Source organism: Chitinophagales bacterium, from assembly GCA_041392475.1.
Lineage (GTDB): Bacteria > Bacteroidota > Bacteroidia > Chitinophagales > UBA2359 > JAUHXA01.
In genome coordinates this window covers 1,529,056-1,555,796 of the sequence record JAWKLZ010000003.1, presented here as the reverse complement: position 1 = coordinate 1,555,796, position 26,741 = coordinate 1,529,056, and the positions used below count along the sequence as shown (strand labels likewise).

General features: G+C 39.3%; 24 protein-coding genes and 1 tRNA gene. 11 read left to right on the top strand and 14 right to left on the bottom strand.

Annotated elements, in window-relative coordinates:
- The first annotated feature begins 47 nt into the window (after positions 1-47).
- The 5 genes from R3E32_29045 (at position 48) to R3E32_29025 (ending at position 4,914) form a co-directional block, all read left to right on the top strand.
- Complete coding sequence (locus tag R3E32_29045) at positions 48-1,028, top strand: nitronate monooxygenase family protein (protein ID MEZ4888808.1); 981 nt, start codon at positions 48-50, stop codon at positions 1,026-1,028.
- 378 nt (positions 1,029-1,406) lie between these two features.
- Positions 1,407-2,684, top strand: a complete 1,278-nt coding sequence (locus R3E32_29040; GenBank protein ID MEZ4888807.1) for an MFS transporter — start codon at positions 1,407-1,409, stop codon at positions 2,682-2,684.
- A 152-nt stretch (positions 2,685-2,836) separates the two neighbouring features.
- Complete coding sequence (locus R3E32_29035; GenBank protein ID MEZ4888806.1) at positions 2,837-4,057, top strand: acyl-CoA dehydrogenase family protein; 1,221 nt, start codon at positions 2,837-2,839, stop codon at positions 4,055-4,057.
- Positions 4,058-4,242: 185 nt separating this feature from the next.
- Positions 4,243-4,761: a DUF4920 domain-containing protein gene (locus R3E32_29030; GenBank protein ID MEZ4888805.1), complete on the top strand. Its 519-nt coding sequence runs from the start codon at positions 4,243-4,245 to the stop codon at positions 4,759-4,761.
- An 80-nt stretch (positions 4,762-4,841) separates the two neighbouring features.
- A tRNA-Lys gene (locus R3E32_29025) sits at positions 4,842-4,914 on the top strand.
- 261 nt (positions 4,915-5,175) lie between these two features.
- Here R3E32_29025 and R3E32_29020 read toward each other — a convergent pair.
- Both R3E32_29020 and R3E32_29015 read right to left on the bottom strand, forming a co-directional pair.
- Positions 5,176-5,910 (bottom strand): hypothetical protein, encoded by a 735-nt coding sequence (locus R3E32_29020; GenBank protein MEZ4888804.1) that lies wholly within the window; start codon positions 5,908-5,910, stop codon positions 5,176-5,178.
- 121 nt (positions 5,911-6,031) lie between these two features.
- Positions 6,032-6,442, bottom strand: coding sequence for a hypothetical protein (locus R3E32_29015; GenBank protein ID MEZ4888803.1), 411 nt, complete (start codon positions 6,440-6,442; stop codon positions 6,032-6,034).
- A 214-nt stretch (positions 6,443-6,656) separates the two neighbouring features.
- On the opposite strand from R3E32_29015, the gene R3E32_29010 reads away from it, so the two are divergent.
- Positions 6,657-6,983 carry a hypothetical protein gene (locus tag R3E32_29010; GenBank protein ID MEZ4888802.1) on the top strand — a complete coding sequence of 109 codons (327 nt, stop codon included), beginning with the start codon at positions 6,657-6,659 and terminating at the stop codon, positions 6,981-6,983.
- A gap of 93 nt (positions 6,984-7,076) precedes the next feature.
- Here the strand turns inward: R3E32_29010 and R3E32_29005 are convergent, their stop codons facing one another.
- Positions 7,077-7,844 carry an SOS response-associated peptidase gene (locus tag R3E32_29005; GenBank protein MEZ4888801.1) on the bottom strand — a complete coding sequence of 256 codons (768 nt, stop codon included), beginning with the start codon at positions 7,842-7,844 and terminating at the stop codon, positions 7,077-7,079.
- A gap of 31 nt (positions 7,845-7,875) precedes the next feature.
- On the bottom strand, positions 7,876-8,454 hold the full coding sequence (locus R3E32_29000) for a hypothetical protein (protein MEZ4888800.1): 579 nt from the start codon (positions 8,452-8,454) through the stop codon (positions 7,876-7,878).
- 95 nt (positions 8,455-8,549) lie between these two features.
- Here R3E32_29000 and R3E32_28995 point away from each other — a divergent pair, with 95 nt between their 5' ends.
- Positions 8,550-9,953 (top strand): VWA domain-containing protein, encoded by a 1,404-nt coding sequence (locus tag R3E32_28995; GenBank protein ID MEZ4888799.1) that lies wholly within the window; start codon positions 8,550-8,552, stop codon positions 9,951-9,953.
- Here R3E32_28995 and R3E32_28990 read toward each other — a convergent pair.
- Complete coding sequence (locus R3E32_28990; protein MEZ4888798.1) at positions 9,950-10,336, bottom strand: hypothetical protein; 387 nt, start codon at positions 10,334-10,336, stop codon at positions 9,950-9,952. The two genes, R3E32_28995 and R3E32_28990, sit on opposite strands and share 4 nt — an antisense overlap.
- A gap of 97 nt (positions 10,337-10,433) precedes the next feature.
- Here R3E32_28990 and R3E32_28985 point away from each other — a divergent pair, with 97 nt between their 5' ends.
- On the top strand, positions 10,434-11,192 hold the full coding sequence (locus R3E32_28985; protein MEZ4888797.1) for a hypothetical protein: 759 nt from the start codon (positions 10,434-10,436) through the stop codon (positions 11,190-11,192).
- 45 nt (positions 11,193-11,237) lie between these two features.
- Positions 11,238-11,735 (top strand): methylated-DNA--[protein]-cysteine S-methyltransferase, encoded by a 498-nt coding sequence (locus R3E32_28980; protein ID MEZ4888796.1) that lies wholly within the window; start codon positions 11,238-11,240, stop codon positions 11,733-11,735.
- A 65-nt stretch (positions 11,736-11,800) separates the two neighbouring features.
- Here R3E32_28980 and xseA read toward each other — a convergent pair whose 3' ends face one another.
- The 8 genes from xseA to R3E32_28940 all read right to left on the bottom strand — a co-directional run bounded on the left by xseA (position 11,801) and on the right by R3E32_28940 (position 23,297).
- Positions 11,801-13,105, bottom strand: coding sequence for an exodeoxyribonuclease VII large subunit (gene xseA, locus R3E32_28975; protein MEZ4888795.1), 1,305 nt, complete (start codon positions 13,103-13,105; stop codon positions 11,801-11,803).
- Positions 13,106-13,131: 26 nt separating this feature from the next.
- Positions 13,132-13,641, bottom strand: a complete 510-nt coding sequence (locus tag R3E32_28970) for an OmpH family outer membrane protein (protein MEZ4888794.1) — start codon at positions 13,639-13,641, stop codon at positions 13,132-13,134.
- 120 nt (positions 13,642-13,761) lie between these two features.
- The gene (locus R3E32_28965; protein MEZ4888793.1) at positions 13,762-14,265 is read right to left on the bottom strand and encodes an OmpH family outer membrane protein; all 504 of its coding nucleotides are present in this window, start codon (positions 14,263-14,265) and stop codon (positions 13,762-13,764) included.
- Between the two features lie 141 nt (positions 14,266-14,406).
- Positions 14,407-14,925: an OmpH family outer membrane protein gene (locus R3E32_28960; protein MEZ4888792.1), complete on the bottom strand. Its 519-nt coding sequence runs from the start codon at positions 14,923-14,925 to the stop codon at positions 14,407-14,409.
- A 396-nt stretch (positions 14,926-15,321) separates the two neighbouring features.
- Positions 15,322-18,009, bottom strand: a complete 2,688-nt coding sequence (locus R3E32_28955; protein ID MEZ4888791.1) for a POTRA domain-containing protein — start codon at positions 18,007-18,009, stop codon at positions 15,322-15,324.
- Positions 18,010-18,073: 64 nt separating this feature from the next.
- The gene (locus R3E32_28950; protein ID MEZ4888790.1) at positions 18,074-18,814 is read right to left on the bottom strand and encodes an isoprenyl transferase; all 741 of its coding nucleotides are present in this window, start codon (positions 18,812-18,814) and stop codon (positions 18,074-18,076) included.
- A gap of 95 nt (positions 18,815-18,909) precedes the next feature.
- On the bottom strand, positions 18,910-19,740 hold the full coding sequence (locus R3E32_28945; GenBank protein ID MEZ4888789.1) for a DUF6089 family protein: 831 nt from the start codon (positions 19,738-19,740) through the stop codon (positions 18,910-18,912).
- Between the two features lie 158 nt (positions 19,741-19,898).
- Positions 19,899-23,297 carry a hypothetical protein gene (locus R3E32_28940; GenBank protein ID MEZ4888788.1) on the bottom strand — a complete coding sequence of 1,133 codons (3,399 nt, stop codon included), beginning with the start codon at positions 23,295-23,297 and terminating at the stop codon, positions 19,899-19,901.
- A 163-nt stretch (positions 23,298-23,460) separates the two neighbouring features.
- Here R3E32_28940 and R3E32_28935 point away from each other — a divergent pair, with 163 nt between their 5' ends.
- Positions 23,461-24,465 carry an NAD(P)-dependent alcohol dehydrogenase gene (locus R3E32_28935; GenBank protein MEZ4888787.1) on the top strand — a complete coding sequence of 335 codons (1,005 nt, stop codon included), beginning with the start codon at positions 23,461-23,463 and terminating at the stop codon, positions 24,463-24,465.
- Between the two features lie 81 nt (positions 24,466-24,546).
- Here R3E32_28935 and R3E32_28930 read toward each other — a convergent pair whose 3' ends face one another.
- On the bottom strand, positions 24,547-25,443 hold the full coding sequence (locus R3E32_28930) for a hypothetical protein (protein MEZ4888786.1): 897 nt from the start codon (positions 25,441-25,443) through the stop codon (positions 24,547-24,549).
- Between the two features lie 264 nt (positions 25,444-25,707).
- On the opposite strand from R3E32_28930, the gene R3E32_28925 reads away from it, so the two are divergent.
- Complete coding sequence (locus R3E32_28925) at positions 25,708-26,739, top strand: sensor histidine kinase (protein ID MEZ4888785.1); 1,032 nt, start codon at positions 25,708-25,710, stop codon at positions 26,737-26,739.
- The last annotated feature ends 2 nt before the right edge of the window (positions 26,740-26,741 follow it).

Below are 26,741 nucleotides of genomic sequence, written 5' to 3'. Positions count from 1 at the left end.
GAAATGGTTTTATTTTTACCCAAACGAAACAATAAAATTCTTCAAGCATGAACAATAGACTTCCTTTTGAAGACCGTCTTTCTCTCCCGATGGTCGCTGCTCCCATGTTTTTGATTTCTGGCCCTAAGTTGGTGACCGCTTGCTGCAAAAATGGCGTAATTGGCACTTTTCCTGCACTGAATCAACGCAGCAGCGAAGGTTTTGAGCAGTGGCTTATAGACATCAAAGAGGACTTAGATAGGTACGAACAAACGACTGGCAAAAAAGCAGCTCCTTATGGGGTGAATTTGATTGTGCATCACTCCAATCCTCGTGTACAAGCGGATTTGGAGATTTGTGTGAAGCACAAAGTACCGATTATCATCACCTCATTGGGTGCAGTGTCAGAATTAGTCGACACTGTTCACAGCTATGGCGGTTTGGTGTTTCACGATGTAATCAACAAACGCCATGCTCAAAAAGCCATACAAGCAGGAGTTGACGGCTTGATTTTGGTCAGTGCAGGTGCGGGTGGTCATGCAGGCACTTTGAATCCAATGCCTTTTGTTGCAGAAATTCGCAGCTTTTTTGACGGCATTATATTGTTGTCGGGCTGTATGAGTAATGGTCGAGATGTGGCTTCTGCCATGCAAATGGGTGCAGATTTGGCCTACTTGGGCACTCGATTTATCAATACTGCTGAAAGTGAAGCGGATGAAGAGTACCGTCAAATGATTATTGACAGTGGCACGGCTGACATCGTTTATACGGCGGCTGTTTCGGGGGTGAATGCCAACTTTTTGCGTCCGAGTTTGGAAGCCATGGGCATTACCGAAGAGTTTTGGAGCAAAAAGGCAAAAATTGATTTTGGTTCCGAACTCGATGCTGCAAAAGCGGAAGCAAAGGCTTGGAAAACCATCTGGTCGGCTGGTCAAGGGGTGACTACTATTCACGACAATCCAACGGTTGCGGAATTGGTGGAACGGATGAAAGGGGAGTTTCGGGCAGCAATTGAAGCACAGGTGAAGTTATTGGAGCAGTATGGGTAGTGATTGGTTGATTGGTTATTCCTTTTATGACGATATTTCGCTAAAAATTATTCCCATTCGTAGCCCATGAATTAATTCATGGGCTACGAATGAAGCTTATAATCAAGCGATTATTCTGTTTTTAAAAATAGTGTTTTATCACCAAAAAGGGAATAAATTTTAATTGATAGGTAAATTTCGCACGTTCAAATCTCCTGACTTGCAGGTACTGAGGAGTCTGGAGACTCCAAACAAGAATATTGTTCAAGTCAGGAAACTTGAACAGGCAACTCTTCAGTATTAATCACCAATCAACCAATCACTACGAGAATGAGGAAAAAATCTTGGGATTTGTTTTTTTTCTATTAGCTTTACTTCAATAAAACAAACTTCTTTTCCATGCCTACAAACAACGCTCCTCCTACTTACTCCAACCGTTACCGAAATTATGTGCTGCTCGTTTTGACGGGCGTATATACCTTCAATTTTATTGACCGACAGATTTTGGTAATTCTACAAGAACCCATTAAAGCAGATTTGGGCTTGTCTGATACGCAATTGGGCTTATTGACGGGTTTTGCTTTTGCCATTTTTTATGTAACATTGGGTATTCCAATTGCACGATTTGCAGACAGAAGCAATCGTAAAAACATCACTTCAATCGCTTTGGTCGTTTGGAGTGGTATGACGGCTATTTCGGGTTTGGCGCAAAATTTCACCCATTTGTTGCTTGCAAGAATTGGGGTTGGAGTAGGGGAAGCAGGAGGAAGTCCGCCAGCACATTCCATTATTTCCGATTATTTTCCACCTGAGAAAAGGGCTACCGCTTTGTCCATTTATTCGACGGGGGTTTACATCGGCGTGTTCTTGGGCTTTTTGGTTGGTGGTATAGTTGGCCAAAAATATGGTTGGCGCACTGCTTTTTGGGTTTTGGGAATCCCTGGTATTTTGTATGCTTTTGTGGTGTATTTCACTGTAAAAGAGCCGATAAAAGGAATGTCGGACAAATTGAAGGTACAACAAGAAGCCCCTTCTTTTACAGAAGGAATGAAAATATTGCTTTCTCGCAAAACATTCATTTTCATTTCGCTTGGAACGGGTTTTCATACTTTTGTGAATTATGGTATGGGCAATTGGTTTCCACCTTTTTTGGCGAGGATGCACGGATTGGACACCATGACGATTGGAATATGGATGGCATTGAGTGCAGGCATTGGCGGTGGTTTGGGAACTTTTATGGGAGGTATAATTGCTGATAGACTGCGATACAAGGATTTGCGCTGGTATTGTTGGATTTCGGCATTGTCCAATTTGCTGTTGTTTTTCCCGTTGGCGATTTTGTTTTTTCATGCCAACACCAATTTGGTGATTGCAACTACTTTTTTGACCAATTTCTTGGGTGCACTGTATTTAGGCCCTTCTATTGCAGTAGCGCACAGTTTGGTTAGTGCCAAAATGCGGGCTTTTGCTTCTGCCATTTTGTTCTTTGTACTCAATATGATTGGTTTGGGCTTAGGACCTTTGACGATTGGTGTTTTGAGTGATTATTTGACTCCAGTATATGGTGAGGAAGCACTTAGATGGGCTATGATGGTTTCCTTTTTTGCAGCTTTTGCAGCCATGATTTTATTTTACAAAGCATCACAGACTTATCGGACAGATTTGGAGAGAGTTTGATGGTTTTGGAAGTAGGAAGTAGGAAGTAGGAAGTAGGAAGTAGGATGTAGGATGCAGGATGTAGGATGTAGGATGTAGGATGTAGGATGTAGGAAATAAAACATAAAAAAATGATACCCAAAAATTAAATAACAAACATAATTTTTAACCATATGAATTTTGAATACTCACAGAAAGTAAAAGACCTACAAGCGAAACTCAATCGCTTTATGGAAGAAAATATTTATCCCATTGAAGTAGAATATGGTCATTGGACACATGCGTCTGAAAATGCGTGGAAAGTGTGGCCAGGTATGGACGCATTGAAGGAGAAAGCTAGAGAAGAAGGGCTTTGGAATTTGTTTTTACCAGAAGATTATGGTGATTTAAGCCCTGGCTTAACCAATTTGGAATATGCTCCTTTGGCAGAAATCATGGGTAAAATCTTGTGGTCTTCGGAAGTCTTCAATTGTGCCGCACCTGATACGGGCAACATGGAAGTGCTGGCAAAATACGGTAGCCCTGCACATCAAGAGCGTTGGCTCAAGCCTTTGATGGCGGGCAAAATACGTTCGGCTTTTTTGATGACTGAACCTGAGGTGGCTTCTTCTGATGCGACCAATATACAAACTTCTATCATGAAAGAGGGTGATGAGTATGTCATCAATGGTCGAAAATGGTGGTCTTCGGGTGCGATGGATCCTCGGTGTGAAATCATGATTGTGATGGGCAAAACCGATCCAGAGGCTGATCGCTATGGACAACAAAGTATGATTCTCGTGCCTAAAAATACGCCGGGCGTGACTGTGGTTCGACCATTGGCGGTTTTCGGCACGTATGATTCACCAGGAGGTCATGCAGAAGTATTGCTGGAGAATGTGCGGGTTCCAGCGTCCAATTTGTTGTTGGGCGAAGGTCGTGGTTTTGAAATTGCACAGGGACGTTTGGGTCCTGGTCGGATTCACCACTGTATGCGCTTGATTGGCATGGCACAACGTTCTTTGGATTTGATGTGTCGCCGAGTTTCGGAGCGAGTAGCTTTCGGTCGTGCTATCAAAGATTTTAGCAGCATCCGTCAAGACATTGCTCGTTCTCGTTGTGAAATCGAACAAGCCCGTTTGTTGACGCTTTCGGCTGCCGATAAGATAGACAAGGAAGGGGTGAAAGGTGCGAAAGACCTGATTGCGATGATCAAGATTGTGGCACCAAGTATGACGCAAGGTGTAGTAGATAGAGCGATGCAGGCTTTTGGTGGTATGGGTTTGAGCCAAGATACGCCTTTGGCTGGTTACTTTGCATCGGCAAGGGTAATCCGATTGGCGGATGGTCCCGATGAAGTTCACATGTATCAATTGGGTAGAAATACGGTGAAACAGGCATTGATTAACGGATAGAAATTCAGACTCTAATATGTGTTTATTGACCAATATATGAGCATATAAGTTTGTTTTTTTGTTGCCACATCTTGCGTCCTACTTCTTTCGTCCAAAGTCCAAAAAAATTAGGAATGTGGTTTGTGATTTTGTTGTTAACTTTGCAGTTGAATTAGATTAATCATCACTTGCAAATTTTAAAAATTATGTTGCAGAAAAAATCCTTATTGTTATTTTTCGTAGCCGCCTTGTTGGTGGGCTGCAATAGTAGTAGTTCAAGCCCTCAAGCAGAATCTTCTGATGCTGTTCAGTTGGTAGATAACGGTGTTCAGCACTTTGGAGAAAAAATTGATGAAAGTGGCGTGATGTCGTTGGACGATATGTTGTCGAAGGTTTCGATGGGAGAAACGGGTTCGATGAAGATCAAGACCAAGGCTGAAGTTGAAGCGGTTTGTCAGGTGAAAGGTTGTTGGATGACTTTGAAGAAACCTGATGGCAATACGATGCGTGTGACTTTCAAAGATTATGGTTTTTTCATGCCCAAGGATATTGTGGGCAAAACGGTTATCATTGAAGGTGAAGCAAAAGTAGATACTACTACTGTAGACGACTTGCGTCACTATGCCGAGGATGAAGGTTTGCCACGAGAAGAAATTGAAAAAATTACGGAACCTGAAGTAGATGTTACCTTCATTGCAGACGGGGTAATTTTGAAGAATCAATAAAATTTCAGACGTTTTTCTGGATTTATTAATAAAATCTTAAAAAAACCTCTTACCTTTGCGGCGCACTAAGCAAAACGGTTGATTCCGTAGCTCAGCTGGTAGAGCAACGGCCTTTTAAGCCGTGGGCCCTGGGTTCGAGCCCCAGCGGGATCACAACCAAACCAATGCCTTGTAAATCTTTGATTTGCAAGGCATTTTTTGTTGGTCATACATAAATAAATTTTCAGCACGACAAATAAAAATGACCTTCTATATTTGCGGCTCGCTAAGCGAAACGGTTGATTCCGTAGCTCAGCTGGTAGAGCAACGGCCTTTTGCCGTGCCTTCGAGCCCCCCCAGCGGATCACAACCAAACCACCCTTGTAAATCTTTGATTTGCAAGGCATTTTTTGTTGGTCATACATAAATAAATTTTCAGCACGACAAATAAAAATGACTGATTATAACGGATTGCTGTGATTTCGATATCCTCCTAACGAAGCCGCGATTAACAAAATTCTGTAACCAGTCATGATGATAGACAAATCCGTTGAGTCTTGCCGCAGGACTGATTAAGACAGCTGATTCATCCCAAGCCTGTAAACAAGAGGGTGAAAAATTATGAAGAAGGGCAAAAGCTCTGAAATTATGAGTAGTGCTAAGTATATCTCCATGAAACATTTGGGAGTTGTTGGCATGTCTATTCATTGCCCTCATGGATCTATCTATCATGTTGGAGGTTTTGTGTGCTTTGGGAAAGTCAAAATGTGCTAACCACTTGTTTTTCTTTTTACAGAGTTTAAGAATATTATCTTTCATGGGGCAGGAAGGCACATTCTTAGCTGTCCATTCCCGAAGCCTTCTTATATGTTGTGCGAATTGTCTTTTTGAAGTAGTTCGATAAGCCTTCCACACCTTATCTGCTGCTGTATTGAAATAGTCTTGAATCTTTTTTGTAGCTCTGTCTCTAATTTTTAGAAAGGCGTGTAAGAAACATTCAATGACTTGAATATTTGGATAGAGTTTTTGCCATGCGTTCTGTGTAGCTGTCCACCCATCTGTATTTACTGTATTAGGTTGGTAGTCAGATGACACATCCTCTGCTTCTTGTTTGAATACACCATAAGCTTCTTCCAAAGAATCCGCATCTGCGCCAGAAGAAACTTCCATACCTAAAAACAGTTTTGTCCCACAGTTGTAGCCACATAAGCTTTTTTACCTTGTATTTTTACATGGTGTTCATCTGCTAAAATATCGGAAGGTAATTTTTCTGGGTCATGGATGGTTGTGCCTACAATGCTATAATCACTAAAACAATTATAGAGGCGGACCACCACATCGCATTGTATCCAAAAGCAAATGCCAATGCCCAGAAAGGAACACCGAACCGCTTTAAGAACAAGCCTTTAGAAGCTATATACGTCTTCGCTCTGCAATAAGGCAGAATGAAACTTGGGCGTATTTGATAATTTTGTCCCGCTACTTTTATTTTTCGCATTTGGATATTCATTTTTTTCGACGGCCGAGTTTTGCCGTTAAGCACATAACCTTTAGTCATTTGTGCAGGAAATAACTCGGGGCTTGTTGCCCATATTTCGCTAATTATTTGGCGAGCTATTTTTGGGTCGTTTAAAAATGAATCGTATTTATTTTCCAAAATCGGTAATACAATCGTACAATTTTTGTTAATTTGAGATGCCATTGAATTTGCACTTGTTTGGTTCGTACTTTAAACATAAGCTTTTTCAGTGGCTTTTTTATTATCACAGCAAAACGTTACAATCAGAAAAATGACAATTTAATTGCGAGGTTAAGAGGATTATTTACTACCTTGAAATGGAAAGGTTTTGGCATATTGTAACCTTATGCCTCTTCATGATTTTCAGTTTATTATTCTAATTTTTAACCAAGCCCTAATGAAAAAACTACCTTTACTCACTCTATTTTTTGCCTTGTTTATCGGCACAATTCTCTGCTCCAATTTGGCTTATACCTCAAGTATTCCCTCCAATATAAACACCTTTTCTACCAATATCTATGGAATAGAATCACCAACTCCCGAAACAGAAGTTTGGGTATGCAGGGGAAAATATGCAACCAAATACCACTTGAATAACAATTGTCAAGGTTTGAATAGATGCAAAAGTATAATTGAAAAAATCAGTAAAGAATCAGCAGCACAAGATGATTATTGTAGTCCATGTGGTTATTGTGCTAAATACAAGTCTTCTTTATGCAAGTAATCATATAACTTGAACTTCGCATTTAAGTAAAAGGGTGAGATGAATAGGCACATTCAACAAATAACTATTTTCAATTCTATCAAAATCCTCCAATCAAAAAGAAAACTCTTCAAAATATTCAAATGGTTTAGAAACCTCCTCTACATTACCGACATATTTTTTACCCCTCAATCGGTTCACTGTATAAGCCTCCAATTCTTCTTCTGGATAAGCAGTTATCAATTCTTGAATAGCCTTCTTGTCCAGCTCATCTACAATAGGTGCTAACCACTTATCCTCTAGTTCCTGTGGCAAAATGAGGGGCATTCGGGGCTCTTCAAGTTTTGGATTGTTGTGAATTTTTGCCATCATTCGGTTTCCTTTCGTTGTCACAATGGAAAACGTATTGAGGATTTGCCCCGTTTCCCTATCTACCCATTCACTCCATAAACCCGCCAATGTCAAAGGCTCATGGGTTCGGTGGTGAATAAAAAATGGATAGGCACTTCCTTTGAAGTGATGGTGTTCATAAAACCCGTTTACTTGTACAATGCACCGACGATTCTGAGCAGATTCCCGAAAGGAAGGTTTGTCAAAAATGGTTTCCCCTCTTGCATTCAGGGTATTGTTCCAACTTTTCTTGAGTTGAGCAGCATCTTTCACCCAATGCGGAACAAGTCCCCAAGTAGAAACGGTTGGATGATTTGGACTTTTGTCTGTATATATCAACATTTTAGGATGGCTAAACCCGGAAGCGTGGTAAATCGGTAAATTCGTTTGGGGAATCAACCTTTGCCGAATTTCTTGAAAAGCTTCGGCCTCTAAATTTCTCTTTGCCCGATTTAACTGGGCTTCCAAGGTTGCTTTTATATCGTAGCACATAAGTGTTGTTGTTGTTTTAATCTTCCACTTCTCAATCCAGATACAATTGTCTGCCAACTACTTTATCAATCGCCTCAAAAAAATGTTGTGGCTTCAGTCCTCGCCAATTCACATTGTTGAGCAAACCACCAAAAGACATATAATATTGTAGATTAATGGCTTGCATTTCCTCCAGAATGTGGTCTCGTATATTCAAAATCGTGATCCAGCCATCGTCATCTTTTACCTCTTCATACCATTCTTCGTAATAACAATCATCATCACTGTGAAAATTTAAGATATTTTCTGCAATCATCACAAACTTATGAATTCCTTTTCGGAGCAGTTTGTCAATGATATTTCGCTTCAAAGACATGATATCATTGTCAATACAATCATTCCATTCCCCAAACATCTCAATAATAGCAAAACCCTTGCTATAATCTATATACAAAATTTTTATATACAATGTATTCGAACCAATATCGTCCCATTGTGGATGGATGTAGTAATTGTAAATGCGATTGGAGTATTCAAATTCACTGTATTCTCGACCGAAAAAGGGAGAATTTTGGTCTTCTTCTGCAATATATGCATTTCGCCATCTATAAAAAGGCTCTATATTCTGCATGTTTTTTGTTATTTTAGTGCAAAAATACACGAAAAATCAAGGAAGGACAAACAACCTTGTCCATCTACTTTTCATTGTCCATTATATATCGTTCTATGAATAAACTATTCATTACTGCTTTCTTCATATCAGTTTTTTGCTGTTTTCAAAGTATCGCTCAACCCAAAAGTGTTTCACTTTCCTTTCAACAAACACCTTTGATAAACGTTCTGGTGGAAGTAAACAATTGTTTCTATCAACCTGACTCAAAAGAAAAATTTGTTTACCTCTATATCAACGCCAAAGCTGCAAAATTTTCTACAAATACCCAAAAACCCCCTCTTAATTTATCGCTGGTATTAGACAGAAGTGGTTCAATGTCAGGAGCAAAATTGAAATATGCACGCCAAGCATCAAAAGTGGTAATTGATCATCTCGATGAAAGCGACATCCTTTCTATCATAGCCTATGACCACGAAATTGAAGTGATGCAGCCCAGTTTAAGCATTACCAATAGCAAGACACGAAAGCAATTGAAGCGAAAAATAGATGCGATTTATGACAATGGTGCCACCAATTTGGGTGGAGGAATGTTGGAGGGGTTCAAACAGGTTTCAGAATATTATAATTCAAACTATGTCAATAGAGTACTGTTGCTATCAGACGGTTTGGCAAACAGAGGAATCATTGATCCTAAAGTATTGAAAGATACAACACAGTACTTCCATGAGCGTCAGAATATGAGTCTTTCTACTTTTGGTTTAGGAGCAGATTTTGACGAAGACCTTATGGAGGGTTTGGCGGAATATGGCGGAGCAAATTACTATTTCATTGATAAAGCCGAGAAAGTGACCGAAACTTTGCTCGATGAATTGAGGATTTTACAGAATGTGGTGTCTCAAAAAGAGCTGTTGAAGGTGGTTTTTCCCAGTGATATATTGCAGTTAGAAGAAGCCTATGGTCTGCCGATTAACGAAAAACAAGGAGTTATTACTGTTTCATTTAGCAATATGTTTGCAGGAGAAGAAAAAGCAGTATTGCTCAAATTTTTGGTGTTAAAAACCTTTCAAAACCCCATAGATATAGCCACTACTTTTAGCTATGCTACTATTCTAAAGCAGGATTTAGACAAAGACATGGTACAATTACAAAAAACATTACACATCACACCGACTCATGATGTAAATCAATGGGAAGCGAATCAAAATAAAATGGTTTACCAACAAATCGCTTTGTATAAAGGCAACGCTACTTTCCGAAAGGCTATTGAAGCGGTTGATGCGTCAAAGATAAATGTTGCCAAAAATCTACTAAAAGAAAATTTAGCTTATCTCCAAAAACAAATTTTTGATTTTGAATCAGATACTGCACTCAATCAACTGCAAAGTTACAATCAGACATACCTCAGCGAACTCGATAAATTCGAAGATTATAGTGACTATGAACAAAAAATATTGCAAAAATCGGCTAAGAATATGTATTACCGATTATTGAAAAAGAAAAAAATTGATTGGCTCTAAATTTCAGATTTTCGAGTTCGTTGTTTCCGGTTCTTTTTTTTCTCTTCTTTTTCTTTTTCCTTCAATTCAATGCGAACCTGTTCGTGTTGTTCTTTGCCTTCTCGCCATTTTTCAGCCGCTATACCCACTACTTCCTCTACTTTTTTCGAGATGTTGTTCGCACTGCTCGCTTTTCTTTTCACTTTTTTAGCCGCTTTTGGAAAACCTATTTCATTGAGTTTTTCTGAGATTTTATTGAATAAATCCAAGGCCTCATCTGCTTGTAAAGTTCTATTGGCTAACAATAAATTTCTATATTTGATTAAATGACTGAGAATAACTGCGTAATCTTTTGTACCAGGTTCTCGCACTTCCCCAGGATAGTGTCTGCGTTTTTTTTCCATCGATATTTTATTTTTCTGTGATGCAAATTTATTGTATTTTTAGCAACTTTTAAAGTCATTGGACTATTACCTAAAAAAATTATATAAACAATATGTTATGGCGGCGATTTACAAAAGATATATTCGAGATTTACACAAAAAATTTGGTTATCAGGCGACCTGGACTCCTGGTACACCTTTGAAGTTAGGTGACATAGGTATCTTCCGCAATAGTGTATTTGAAACAATTGACAATATCTCAAACGCTCATTTTGACTTTGAAATGATGGTAAGAGAAGATGACAATACGGAAGAATTGGAATTTGTGTCTTCAAGCAGTGTAAATATCACCACCAAAATTCAAGGAGAAGTCGCTCCTGTAGGCAGTCCCTTGACGCTCAATGATGCTGGTTTTATGATTCGTTTTGGCAGAAGTGGCGGATTGGTGTTTAAGGCTACGGGGGTTACTACACAAAGAATTATGAATCAGGCGGAATTGGCTCGCTTTGTCAAAACGGCTTTTTCTAATGGTGACTGGGTCGACGGTCATTACATCATCACAGAGCTAAAAGTAGCTGAATCTGCTACTATTCTTTATTCGGTCGAAAAAAATGCAGAGGTGGCCATCAGAGCAAATGGCTCTATCAGTACTGACTCTCTCAACATTGCAGATGCTGGTGCAAGTTTAGAAATTGCAGCTTCTAAAAGCATGGAAGTAAAGATAGTAGCTAGTGATGGTTTAACTCCTTTGTTCAAAGTAAGAGGAATCAGAGTTCGTGGAAACAATGCCAACCTTAGGCACCTTGAAAGCGATGAGGACGATTTGAATGACTTGCTTTTTGAAGAATATGATGAGGTAGAAATGATGGAGGATTAGCAGAAAAATATGCGCCATGAAGTTCAATATTAAACATTACAAACGATGACTACTCACACTCCCAAATATGTTACTTACCTAAAATCTTCAATAGGTGCTATTGCTATTGAAGGAAATGAGGTGGGGGTGACTGCTATTCAATTTTTGGATGCTGCTGCGCCAAATCATAATTCCACTGTCATTCCTACTTTTTTATCCGATGCTGCGATTCAACTACAAGAATATTTTGATAAAAAACGCACCGATTTTGACATCTCCATGGATTTGCAAGGAACTGATTTTCAGTTAAGAGTATGGAAAGAATTGCAGCATATCCCCTATGGCAAAACTGTTTCGTATTTGGATGTAGCATTGGCTTTGGGGGATAGAAAGGCAATTCGTGCGGTAGGTACTGCCAATGGTCGAAATCCTATTGCGATTGTCGTTCCATGTCATCGAGTGATTGGCAGCGACAGAAGTCTGACGGGTTATGCAGGTGGTTTGGAGCGTAAAAAATGGTTGCTGGATTTAGAGCAGCCATTTGTACAAGGAAGTTTATTTTAAATCACAGATTTGAAAGATTCCGCTGATTACACAGATGGGCAGACCAAAGTAATTGGTCTTAAACTTCAAATTACCTTGCTTTTCACAGTACCATTTGCCAACTCTGTTTCTACAACATCCCCTTTCTTCAAAGGATGAATATTTTTCAAAGCCATTCCATTTTTTCGAGTAATGCTAAAACCCCTTTGCAGCAAAGTTTCAACATTGAAAAGTTGAAAAGTGCGCTCCAATAGCTGCAATTGAAGATTTTCTCGCTTCAATCGTTGTTGGGCAGAGCGATTTAAACGTGCTTGGAGTTGTGCTATATTTACTTGCTCATTTTGTAGTAAATGAATAGCTTTTGATTGTAGGCGGCTGTCAATATGATTGAGTAGATATTGCTGTTGGGTGAGTAGTCTTTGGGTATTTTGCTGGATTTGTTCACCTAAAAGATACAATTGCTGTTCAAACTGCATATAGGTATCCAAAATATATTCGGCAACTGCCGTAGGAGTTTTGATGGAAGTATGGGCGACCAAATCAGCAACCGTTTCATCTTGCTGGTGTCCAATACCTGTGAGAATCGGTAGAGGATGTAGCGCAATTGTTTTGGCCAACTCATAACTGTTGAAAGATTCTAAATCCAGCTTACTACCGCCTCCACGAATGATAACAATAGCATCAAATCGGTTCTGATATTCAGCTATTTGTTGCAATTGAAGACGCATTTCGGTTTCCATATTGTCGCCCTGCATAGCAGAAGGAAAAAGATGGTGGTGAATTTGGTAGCCATAGGGATTGTTTTCCAATTGATTGACAAAATCACCATAACCCGCAGCAGTTGGAGAAGAAATAACAGCAATTCGCTGCAAAACTAAAGGGAGTTCTAAACGATTGTTGACATTGGTATAACCTTCTTCCTGCAATTTGCGAATGGTTTCCAAGCGACGCAATTCCAAATCGCCAATCGTTGCAGAAGCATCAAGGTCAATGATATTGAGTTTGAGACCATAAACTGCATGATAGCTGACTTTTGCACTTACCAAGACCCGATTCCCTTTCTTTAAAATTTGAGAAAGACTTCTACCAAATTTCCGCCTTAGTAATAAGCCCGTATTGTACCATATTGTAGCAGAGGATTTTGCAATTATCTTATTTTGCTCTTTCTCTATTAGATCTAAGTAAATATGCCCCGCCCCTGTGCTTTTGAGTTCCGCTATTTCTGCCATTACCCAAGTCGAACGACTACTCAATCCATAGAGTGCCTCGTCAATTTTTTCGTTGAGTTCTGAGAGCGTAAGAGAAGTCATAAATAATTGTTGAATGGTAAAATTGCAGAATTGTTGAGGATTGCGAATAAAATAATTTAACTCATGGATATTTTTGTTCAATTCTCAGCAATTCTGCAATCGGCAATCTATTCTTCTCCTTCTATCATTTTGCGGAGAATTTCTGTCACATCTTCCGCAGCAGGCCCAGGTAGAATACCTGGTTGGGCGGTATCAAATATGAACGCATAATTGCCTTCATTCAACAAATCCAATACAGCCTTGTCAACACTATCTTGAATAGGTTTCAGCAGAGCCTGTTCTTTGTTGGTCACATCTTGGTTTGCCTGAATTTTACCGAGGTCAATTGCATTTTTTTGGGTTTTGAGTTGATCTTCTCTTTCTTTTTGTTTGATAGGAGGCAAAAGTTTGATAGAATCTTGATATGTTTTCACCTGTGCCATAAGCGCATCTTCCTGTTCTTTAAATTTGGCGTTCAGTTGTTCTACATAGGTAGCCAATTCCTTTTCTGCTGCCTTAAAAGTGGAAAGACTGCTAAACAAACTCGCACTATTCATATATGCGAGTTTCTGTGCCTGAACACTAAGTGTAGAAAAAGCAATGAACCCGATAAAGAAAAATATTTTGAAGTATTTCATGTTTTGTTTGATTCAAGTATTAATTGAAAAACCTAACAGTGCCTATGTTGGGCATTGTTAGGTCTTATATTTTATATAAAAATTAAAATCGGTGTGACAGATTTCATTGATTTACTAAACTTATAGTTTAGCCTTGATTTTTGTGGTTACATCTTCGCCTGCTGGGCCAGGAACAATCACTCCTTGAGCTATGTCGAAAATGTAAGCATAATTACCATCAGTCATTACTGCTTTAATAGCATTGTTTACTCGATCTTTGATAGGGCCAAACAATTCCAACTCTTTTTTGGATGCTTTTTGCTGCGCTTCTTGCTGTTTCTTCAACAGGTTTTGTTCACGCTGTTGGAAAACAGGGTACTGTTGTTCGATTTGTGCTTCGGATAAGGCACCTGCTTTCACACTTTCTTGGAATGTTTGTAAATCCTTATAGAAAGCTTCTTCGTCTGTTTTCAGTTGTTTTTGAAGTTGTTGTGCATACGTTTCCAACTGCTTCTCGGCAGATTTCCACTCTGATAAGCTGCTATAAAGTTCGATGCTATTGGTATGACCAAACTTCTGCGCCATCAAATTCGTTACCATCAAAAAGCAACAACTTAACATTAAGAATTTTAATACACGTTTCATATTGACTGTTAAAGTTTAAATAAGAAGAACTGTGCTGTCTCTATTTTCACAAGTTCCCACTAAATTTGCAAATTAAATATTGTTGTTAAGGATTTGAATGAGGGTTGTTTTGATGCTAAAAAAGTGAGTGCAAAAGTAAGTTTAATTGGTAGAAATACCTAATTCTTTCAATACAGCAGAAGTCATATCATACTCTGGAGTGAAAAATAATATAGCTGCTCCTTCAGACTTATCCAACACAATGTCAATTTTTCTCTTCTTTGCAGCTTTTTCAATTGCTTGGAAAACATCATCTTGAATAGGTTGAACCAATTCTTGACGTTTTTGAAACAAGTCACCTTCTGTACCGAATTTGTCTTTCTGAAATTCTCGCATTTCTTTTTCTTTGTTCACAATTGCCTCCTCACGTCGTGTGCGTTCATTTTCAGTCAGTAATACTTGTTCGGCTTGGTAAGCACGATACATTTCATCAATGTTTTTGTGCTTTTGTTCGATTTCTTTTCTCCAACCTTCTACAATTTGGTCCAACTGCTTCTGAGCATCACCATATTCAGGTATTTGTTGGAGAATTTGTTTGGTATCTACAATCCCTACACTTTGAGCATGAACATTAATAGACACGAATAAAATAAGCGATAATAAACAAACTATCTTTTTCATATAAATGGTTTTTAAACTGATAATTTTCAATTGTAAGACTGTTAAGTGAACGCAATAGTTTAAGTAAAAAATGAAAATTAGATTAAGAATTAAAAGAAAAAAAAGTGGTGAATCATTGTTCATTTACTTTTGCAGGAATACTTAAACTAAGAAAAATCGGTTTTTTTGACAATTTTGATGGAGTCTATAAAGACCTCGATGGATTCGCAAGAATTTAACCTTCAGCAAAATACCTATGTAATTTTTAAAAGGATAAACTACCGTACCGGAGTCTTGTTTTGCCAATTGTGTCAAATAAACGAAAAATCCAAATACAGTTAGATTCTTAAATTAAATAGGTAAGCCCAAATTCACATATTGTATTGAATTTGAGCCTACCTACTTTTTGATTTTTTATTACTCTGGTTCTACTCCCAAAATTACACTAAACTTTCCATATCTAGACAAGAAGCTGTCACCACCAGTTGAAGATGAATTCGGCTGTTTGTCAAAACCAACTCCATAATCAAAACCCAATGTTCCAAACATGGGTAAGAAAATTCGCAGGCCAATTCCAGCAGCTCTTCTAACTTCTAATGGATTAAATTCCTTGATATTTTTCCATGCATTTCCTCCCTCTAAGAAAGAATGTGCATAAATCGTAGAACTTGGATTCAAACTGATTGGATAACGAACCTCCATTGTGTATTTAGCATAAAACGGAAAACCAGCTTGTTCTTCTACGGGTGTGTTAGCCGAATTTCGTACTCCCATAACATCCTCCACTTCATATCCTCTTAAAGCAATGATTTCTTTTCCAAACAATAAGTCAAAGTTCGCAATACCATCCCCTCCTACTTCAAATCGCTCTAATGGAGAATAACCTATATCTTCGTTGTAAAAGCCCATCAAGCCCATTTTAACAGCCGTTTTCAAAACGAACTTTCCGACAATAGGGGTGTACCATTCTGCTTTGAATTTCCATTTGTGGTACTCTGCCCATTTGTATCTTTCATCATTAGACACCGTACTGTAATCTTTGTCATTGAACTCTGAATAGGGTGGAGTAACTTGTAAGGTCAGCGAAATATTAGATCCCATACGTGGGAAAATCGGATTGTCAATTGAATAGCGTCCCAAAGAGGCTGTTAAATTCGCATTGTTCATGAATCCATTTTGGATGATAAATTGTGGAAACGAACGCCAATTGTCCAATTTGAAACGTTGGTAATTGAGAGCTACCTGCAAGCTAAAGTTATCATCAGGCCAGGTCAATCTTCTACCCAAGCCTACGCTTAGGCCCGAAATGTCCAAACTACCAATAATATTTCCTTGATCAGCAAACCCACCATTAAAGCCTCCAAATACAGAACTTTGGGAATCCAGCTGACGGTAGCGAGAATTGAACACACTCACAGTAAGTGCATTTGGGCGTTTTCCACCCAGCCACGGCTCGGTAAACGAAAAATTTAGACTTTGGAAACGGCGACCTGTGGATTGGTAACGTACCGACAATCGCTGTCCATCGCCACTCGGAAGCGGATGCCATGCACTTTTATCGAAGATGTTTTTTAGAGAAAAGTTATTGAAGGCAACTCCCAAACTTCCTACCACACTGTTTCCACTCCAACCTGCTGATAGTTCCAACTGATCGGTAGATTTTTCGACTACACTATATTCTATGTCTACTGTTCCTTTTTGAGGATCTGGAAGGGGAGTAATCCCAATTTGTTCGGGATCAAAATAACCCAAATTCGCAATTTCTCGCTGCGAACGAATTAAATCACTTCTGCTAAATTTAGCCCCAGGTACCGAACGCAATTCTCGGCGAATCACATGCTCATTGGTTTTGGTATTTCCTTTGATGATAATGCGATCTACTGTTGCTTGTGGGCCTTCATATACATTGATTACCAAATCAATAGAATCTCCTTCAACGGATTTTTCTAAAGGTGTTATTTGAAAAAACAAGTAACCATCGTCCATATACAACGAGCCGATGTCCTGTCCATTTGGATCCAATTGAAGGCGTTTGTTCAGCAACTCTAAATTATAAATATCTCCTTTCTCAATCCCTAAGATTGAAGCCAATTGAACATCAGTATATTTGCTATTTCCTCGCCAAGCTATATCTCTGAAATAATATCGTTCGCCTTCTTCAATTTTCAATTCTACCACCACATTATCTTTATCCACCGAATACAAAGTATCCATCACAATACGGGCATCACGATAACCTTTGGAGTTGTAAAATTCAATGATAGCTTTTTTATCATCTTCAAAGTCATCCTCAATGAATTTGGAAGAACTGAATGGTTTGAAGCGAAATACATTGGCATCAATATAATCTGCAGTTTGAGATAAAGAGATATTTCCCAATGCATTTCCTATACTTTTATCGTTGATGTCTTTGAAGATTTTTTTGAAGAAACCCGTTTTGAAGCGGTTGCGTTCTTTGGTACCGCTCATTTTCTTCTTGATTTTTCGGTCACTCACATTTTCGTTACCAGCAATAAAAACATCGTTGATTTTGACTTTATCTCCTCTCTGTATCTTCAATTCCAACATATCACGGTTGGTAAATAGGGTATCTTTTTCTTGGGTAATTTCTACATCTACATTGAGATAGCCCTTTTCGGAGTAGTATTTTACGATTGAATTTTTGGCATTGTTGAGGAGGTTTTGATTGATGATACGCCCACGAATTAGGCCAACCGATTCTTTTAGGTTTTCTTCATCGGATTTTTTCACCCCTTTGAAGCGGTATTTGGAGAGGCGCACCCTTTCTTTGAGGTCAATATTGAGGAAAATCACATCGTTGATAATGCGTGTTGCATATATTTTCACATCCGCAAACAAACCTTGTCGCCATAGCTTCTTGATGGCATTCGGCACATCGTCCCCAGGAATCGTCACTTTGTCACCTACATTCAACCCCGAAAAACTAATCAACACATTTTCATCGAGATACTCCGTCCCTGTGATGGTAATACCACCAATTTCATACGTTTTCGGTGTGCGGTAATCTATCGTTTCTTGTGCTTGAAGGGGCATCGTAATGACCATTGCAGCCAAAAGTAAAAGTAAAGTCAATAATCTGTTCATATTTCAATTTTGAATTTTGAATTTTGAATGGAACTGAATATTCAAAATTCATTCACTCAATCATTCATCCTTGTGAAACCTTGCCATAGCGTCTTTCCCGTTGCTGAAAATCGTAAATGGCTTTGTAAAATTCTTCTTTGTCAAATTCAGGCCAATATTTTGACGTGAAATACAATTCGGTATAAGCGACTTGCCAAAGTAAATAATTGCTAATGCGTTGTTCGCCACTTGTGCGAATCAACAAATCAGGATCAGGAATATTCCAAGTGCTTAGATAGCTGCTAATCAATGGTTCGTCAATCGCTTCAATGTCCAATTTACCTGCTTTCACATCTTGTGCAATACGCTTAGTAGCTTCTGTGATTTCCCACCTTGCGCTGTAACTCAATGCCAAAGTCAGAGTCATGTGTGCATTGTCTTTTGTAACCTCCATTGCTTCCATCAATCCATCGTAGCATCTTTTGGGCAAAGATGAGATATTGCCTATGGCATTAAGACGGATATTGTTCTCGTAAAGTTGCTTTGTTTCAACCTGAATGGTTTTAATCAGCAAATCCATCAGCGCACCGACTTCTTCAACAGGTCGCCCCCAGTTTTCAGTCGAAAATGCATACAAAGTGAGATAAGGTATTCCCAACTCCGCACAGGCTTCGGTTGTTTCTCTCACCGCTTTGACCCCTTTCGCATGACCAAACACTCGGTTTCGACCAAATCGCTCTTTTGCCCACCGTCCATTGCCGTCCATGATTACGGCAATGTGTTTGGGCAATCTATCCATGTCTATTTTGTCTTTGAAAGAAGTCATTGGAGTAAATTGAAATAATCGTATAATTGAAATGGTAGGATTGTCAAAGGTATCAATAGATTTTATGGCCCTTTTCCAATCCTACCATCTTCTTTCTACCTCGGTGTGATACATTTTCGATTAAAAATAACAAAAGTCAGTCCCGCATTGACCATCAAATAACCATCATTGCCGACACTATCTCCCCGCTGTCTTCCTTCTTCTCCAATTCGCACACTGCCCACTTCTAGCGAACGGTCTGCCAAGGCTGCTGCAATCGTGCCATCTCCCAGCAAAAAAGGATCAACATAAGTCGTACTTACATCGTCTATATAATCAGTCAAAGCATTTCGATAACTCACTTCAAAAAAGAAAGTCCAATTGCCGTTCATCCACTGTTTGATGCCCACACCTATCGGAATGGCCATTTGCACTTTTCTATAGGGTTTTCTGCCCGAAAAATCGCTGTTTTGCTGTCCTTCAGTTCCCAATGCCTGCAAATTGTAGGTTTCGCCCTGAAATTCTGCTTTTGGATTGAAGTAGAATGCTGATAAACCAATGGTCAAATAGGGCGTAAAAGCATGTCTTTCATCGCCAGGTCTGAACCGTTTGAAGTGCAAATCAATTTGTCCAGAACCTTCAATGATGGAGGTTTTGAAGCTGAGATTTCTTGCCTTTTGGAAAGGATTGTCAGAAAGAGAATCGGCATGAGCCAACCAAGTCATGCCCAGTCCTGCCTTCAATGAGACATACTCATTGTAGTGAAAACGATACAATACGCCAATAGCAGGCTTTGTTTTTTTGAAACTAAAGTCGCGATTCAAATCGCCAAAATACGTTCCTGTACCCAACCAAAGTCCTATTTCGGAGTGTTGAGCACCCGAATACTGTGCAAAAGAAGGGCATGACAGCAAAAGTGTCACCATCAATACTCCTATCCATTTCATTTTTTTAATAAACATATTGCTAATTTATGGTTCACTCCTACTAACGAGTGCCATGCTCAAATGTTGCAAATAAGCGGGCACAAAGGTACGAAAAAGATGGGGGAATTAGGATTTTTCGACTACCTTCTATAATTATTTGCTTTCAGCATTTTGAAGAATTACCGCACAAACACCTTCTGACTTTCAATATCCCTTCTCTCTCCATCCACTATCCGAAAGATATAGACATTCGATTCTAAATGAGGAAAGATAGTACGGAACCAATCTACTTCAAAATCGAATAAGTGTTGCCCAACAGTGTTGAAGACTTGAATCGTATAATTTTCTTCCTTTTCTCCCAGCCATTCTATCAAAATCTGTTTTCTATTGGAACTCCAAACTTGGTATTTTGCGGGTTTGCTGTCCAACAAAACCATTTTGATGTAAGTGCGCTCGTAATTGCCTGTCACCTCTACTGCCTTGATTCGATAATACAACACGTTTTCTGTGCCAGTGTATTCATCTTCAATTTGGTAAATATGAGCTTCTTCGTCTCCTTTTTGTGTTTCGACTTTGTGTACGGTTTCAAAAATGTAGGGATTGGAGCTGCGTTCTACTTCAAAATGACTGATGTTTTCTGAGTTGATGTATATCCATTTAATTTCCACGCTGTTGTTTTCCAAAGCTTCTGCTTCAAAGTCAATAAAAGTAACCTTCAAACTCAAAGGAGTACCAAAATCCACCTCCAAATCATCCGTCACCGTATTGAACACCTGATTCGTAGCCACAGGCGCATTGAAGTCGAAGTAAATATCCGCCTTGTTTTCAATCTTCGTTCCCATCTCCAAACCCGCTTTGGGCGAAATGCTAAATTGCACAAAACCATGACTTTCAGCTTCATTGGTTGTACTGTCGGGCAGCAAAATATCGTTGAATGTCCAGACCAATAAATTGCCGAACAGAATGTCAAAGGTATAATCGTGGCTGCTGCTGCCGAGGTTCAAAGTTGCGCCTTCCAATTCTCTCGGCAAAGTGTCCACCACCATCACCCGAAAAGCCGTGTCGTTGCCTGTGTTTTGAAAGCGAATTTTGTAGGTCAGTTTCGTGCTTTCTTCAATGAAGTGTTTTTCAGTCACTCCCGTAGGCGATACTTGAATGTCGTTGGGGTCAAAAGAGCCAATAATCGTTTGGCAGTCAATATCAATGCTTGGTGGTCGGTCGTTTTGTTCTACGCTGTTGATATAGCCATACGAAAAATTCCCCGTTCCGCAAGCCTCCACAAAAGCCTGTGGTTCGTCATTGGAGTTCGGAAAATAGGGACTTTGTTCGACCTTCAATTGCAGACTGCGCCCATTGGGGTTCAAATACAATTGCCGCCTTTCACCGTTTTTCAACTGGATTTTGCCCGTTTCGGTCAACACATTGTTTTCATACACCACATATTGCCGTTCTTCATTCATTTGTCCACTGCCAATGTTCTCCATCGTAAACCGCACATTTTCACCTACACAATCGCCACTCACTTCCACATTGCTGCCATCCCAAAGCGGACTTAGTGCTTCGCAAGGGTCGTTGGGCAAAATGCGTGACTTCAAACACAAAGTGCTGCCCAATTCGGCTTCGCATGAAATGGAATCCGTAACCATAAAAAAGCCACATTCGCCAATATCGACTCTTCCCAAGTCAAATGTCCACTGCTGTCCTTCCTGCAATGCGGGAATACTGCTCTGCAACGGAACCATCGCATCGGGAAATTCTAAACTGATTTTGGCATCTTCAGCAGCCAATGTGCCTTTGTTGCAGTACGAAACTTTGTAGGTGTTTTTGAAGCATCGACGCAAAAGCGGTGTGCCGATTTCGACTTCAAGTTTGGGACATTCTACAACGGGGCGCAGGGCGAAATTGAGGTTGGTGAGGGTGTCGTAGTTTTCGGTGAAATTGACGGTGTATTCATTTTGTCCGCAGCCGAGTTCGACCAAATCGTTGTCGAGGGTGTAGGAAATGGTGTAATCGCCGATGGGGATTTCTGCGGAAAAATTGCCATTGAGGTCGGTGTAAGCGTATCGAGTAAATTCTGGCGAATCAATAGTCACCACGATACCTGCATACAACCCCTTGTCTGTTTCTTCTTTTTCACAATTCTCATTGGAGTCTAAAAATATTTCTCCACTTACTAAATTTTCATACCTAAGCCCATTTTCATTGATGCTAAAAATATACAAAAACTCTTTTTGGGGATGTAAATCTATTACACTTGAAGCAGTGTAACAAATTTGAGAATCGTAGCACAGAGTAGTTTTAGGCTCAAAAAATAGGTCTTCGCCTTTTCCCAAATCATAAAACTCTCCCCATTTTAGTTTTCCAGAATCATCTATTTTAGCAGCAAAAGGAATTTTACTAACAGTAGATGGATGGTTTACATAGTTTTCGCCAAATCCAAACAAAAGATAATTACCACTTTTCAAAGGTTCTAAGTATGTCGATTTTGAATGATAAACCCAATCGTTATAAATTAAATCATAATACGCACTTTCCCACAAAAAATAACCTTCAGATGAAACCCTGCCTACATTTGGAAGTATTTCAAGGTCAGTAATAAAATCTCCATATAGCACATAATCCCCTTGCTTATCTTGCCTCACACGAAAACCAGACGATTCCCAAGCATTGTAATTGTCTTCGATATCATCTCCATAGGTTTTACTCCATTCAACATTACCGAATTTATCAAATTTTTCTAATGTCAAATAAGGGTAGTAAAAGAATTCATTAGGGATTTTAAAAGTCCTCAATGTAATCAAACCTTCATCACTTGTTATTTCTATATCGAATAAGAAATGCTCATCCCCATTTTCGGGTATATCTAAATTTTCTCCTTCAAAATCATAAGTATATCCTCCAATATGTTCACCTTCATCGGAAAATAACATGGTAAAAATATGGTGGCGGTCGCTTTTCCCTGCAATCATATAATTCCCATCCGAAGTCCATTTTCGTTTCCAAATTTGTTCGTCCACCTCTGTTGCATACACCTCTTTCCACAAAACACTTCCATCTTCTCGACTGAAGGCTGTTGCGACTATATCTCTTTCATCTTCTACCGAAATATCTTCAATTTCTACGGATGTGACTTGCAAATAATTACCTGATTTTAGCTCAATTATCTCTCCATAAAAATCCGCATCATTTACCCATATTGGTTCTCCATAAGCCCCCATTCTTGCCAAACGTTTGTTGGTTTCTAAACTATCCGTGCTGTAAAACAATAAATGTTCGCCATTTTGAAGCAATTGAATATTGGGATTGATAAATTCATCATCGGGCAAATTCAATTCGTGGAAAGAACGATTCCAAATTAATTTTCCCAAAATATTTATCTTCAATAATCTGAAATCATTATCTACTTTGGTAATCAATAGCAAACCACCATCTTCTGTAACTTTCATGTCTTGGTATAGCCAATCCTTCCCTTCCTCTCCCAACAACAATTCCCACTGCCCTCTAACATTTTGATTCACAATCAAAAACAAAAAAGCACCGAACAAAATAGAAAAAATAGTTTGTGTAAAAGTTTTCATAGCAATTGCATTTTGAAGAATAGAGAAATAGCTCTCTGTAAGATAAACGGAAAACTCGAAAAAGGTAAATCGGCAAAAACAGAAAAACAGGAACATGGCATTTTTACCAAAGTTTCTTTTACTTTTGTAGGATTCCTTTACCAAACAAAACAAGCAAACATACATGAAAGTACAAGCCTATGCAGCGCACGAAGCCAAAGGTGAATTGAAGCCTTTTGAATACGAATTGACCGAATTGAAGCACGATGAAGTCGCCATTGAAGTGAAGTATTGTGGCTTGTGTCACAGTGATTTGAGTATGCTCGACAACGATTGGCGTTTCACCTCCTACCCTTTTGTACCTGGTCATGAAATAGTGGGTAAAATCATCGAAATGGGTTCATCTGTTCGTCATTTAAAAGTAGGGCAAAGTGTGGGAGTAGGTTGGAATGTTGCCTCCTGTTTGACCTGTGATGAATGTATGAGCGGCAACCACAATTTGTGCAACTATGTAAAACCAACGATTATTGGGCGTTATGGCGGTTTTGGCGACAAGGTGAAAGCACAATCTTCTTGGGTATTTCCTTTGCCTGAAGGTATGGACGAAAGCAAAGCGGGACCGCTTTTTTGTGGCGGCATCACTGTATTCAATCCCCTTTTGCAGCACAACATCAGCCCTTTACACAGTGTTGGAGTGATTGGCATTGGAGGTTTGGGGCATTTGGCTTTGGCGTTTTTGAAGGCTTGGGGTTGTGAAGTGACGGCTTTTTCAACGAGTCCAGACAAGGAGGAAGAAGCCCGAAGTTTGGGCGCGCATCATTTTGTGAGTACACACGATGCGGATGCGTTGAAGAAATTGCAGGGACGTTTTGACATGGTGTTGGATACGGTCAGTGCGGATTTGGATTGGAATGCTTACCTCAAAACTTTGAAGGCAAAAGGTGTTTTTCACATTGTGGGTGTTGCGGGTTCAGTCAATGTGCGTGCAGGCAATCTCATGCCCAAACAACGCTCTATTTCTGCTTCTCCAACGGGCAGCCCAACTGCAATTCGCCAGATGGTGGAATTTGCGGCTCGTCACAAAGTAGAACCTATTGTGGAGGCATTTAAGATGTCGGAGGTGAATGAAGCAATGGAAAAACTGAGGAATGGCAAACCGAGGTATCGGATTGTTTTGGAGGTGGATTAAACAGAAAATATTTCCCAAAAACAACAATGCCCCTTTTCTTCATCCAGAAAAAAGGGGCATTGTATTAGCTTTCTAAAAGAATTAAGGTAAAGTAACCGTCTGCGGTACGCCATTCACCGTCACGGTCACTTTCTTATCGCACATTCCAGCACCATAATTGACAATATAAGTATCACCACCTCCCGTAGTCATTGTACGAATTCCGCTGACCGCATACACTGAACCCGTACTCAAACAAGCCAATTTGTAGCGCAAAGGTATAGTAGTAGTTGTCTGAAAAGTAGTGCCATCAAAAAGTTTCCCAGAAGTAGTACCAGTCGTTTCAAATACATCATCCAGCGGGTTTTCGGTATTCTCACCATTCACCCAAGCCTTTGTAAGTTGGGCTACAAAGGTAGCCGTTTTGCCATCAGGTTGGGTAATCGTGCCGCTGTTGACTGTCACTGCAAAATTGAGATGACCTTCGCTGTCTCGCCCAATAGACTTGTATTGAATACTGCCATCCACGCCATATCCATTGGAGAAATAATCATCGAAGGTGACATTTATTAGTTGATTGGATTCTCGCTCACTACCAATGTATTGAATTGACAAACTACCACTTCTTGTTCTACCATCTGACCCCACACAAGGCGTTGAGCCAAAGTCAATCAAAACCGTTTTGGTGGATTCACTGTGGGTTACATCCGCACAATTGTTGGCCACATAATCGGCTGCTTTGGCGTGTAAATTGGCACTCACTTCTTCGACCATTGCCAAGATTTCTTCAAATTTGGCTTCAACTTGTGCCTCTACTTCGGCTGGGTCAATGGAACTAACTTGGGTTTGAATGTCATTTTTCCGCTCCGCCAATTTTTCTGCAATGGCTTTGGCTTTCTCACCTTTGTTGAATTTAGGTTGTGCTTGTATAGAAGGGCTGCTGATTCCCAACAACAAAATAAGAGCTACGAATAATGACTTGATTTTTACATTACGCATAATTAAAAAGGTTTAAGGTTTAAAAAAATGTTGTCCACAACGTTCATTGTTGTGTTCGGTAGCAAATATATTGGTCAATTGCAGCTCCTGCTAATCTTTTCGACCAAGAACAGGATACCTTCAACCAACTGCAAAAATCAAGTAAAAGTCCGAACATTGAAGAAAAGCAACCGTTGGTCACTACCAATGGGTTTGTTGTTGAATTAATTAGCCCATTTCTTTAAAAACCTTTAGATTGCACAACAAAAATGGATGTCGATAAACATGACGAATAACAAATACACGCTAATTGGATTGAACATCTTGGTATGGATTATCATTACCGTATGGCTGACCTTCGCTTACATGGGGATTGCAGATATACAAACACTTTTGGTGAGGAATATTATCACTGCTATTTGCATGGCAAGTTTGGTATATCTCAATTTTTACTACCTGTTGCCTAAGTATTTATTTCGAGGGAAATATGTGCTTTACTTTACCATTTTGTCTGCATTGGTATTCACTATGAGCATCATCAGAACTTATATTGATGGGTATTTTTTGGTTCGCTTAGTACCTACTATGCCCGAAGACATTGCCTTATTTTCCAATATGCACTATGCTATAACAGTAATTTCGTTTGTAGTTGTATTGCTCATCAGTAGTCTGTTTAAATTCACCAGCGTTTATTATAAGAATATACAACTTCGACAACAATTGGAAAACCAGCAATTGGAGGCAGAATTGAAGTTTTTGAAGGCACAAATCAACCCTCATTTTTTGTTCAATACACTGAACAATATTTACACACTTTCTTATATGCAATCGGCCAAAGCAACGCCCATGATCATGAAGTTATCAGAATTGATGCGGTATATGCTCTACGATAGCAACCAATCTAAAGTTATGATTACAAAAGAAATACAATATCTCGAAAACTATATTGATTTACAACGCCTTAAAATGCCTAATGAGCAGAATATTTCTTTTGAAGTAATCGGCAATACCCAAGGCATTTTAATAGAACCGATGTTGTTGGTACCTTTGTTGGAAAATAGTTTCAAACACGGTGATATTGGCGACAATGAGGCCGCATGGGTCAATAGTATGCTTGAAATCAACAAGATAGCCCTTCAATTGACGGTTAGAAACAGCCTACCTACCGCTCCCAAAAAGAAGGACAAACAAGGCGGTATTGGTTTGGAGAACATCGAAAAACGATTGCAGTTATTGTACCCCAATAAGCATGAATTTGTTGCAGAGAAAAGAGTCGAGCAAAACGAATTTTATGCTTGTATCAAAATTTTATTTTAATC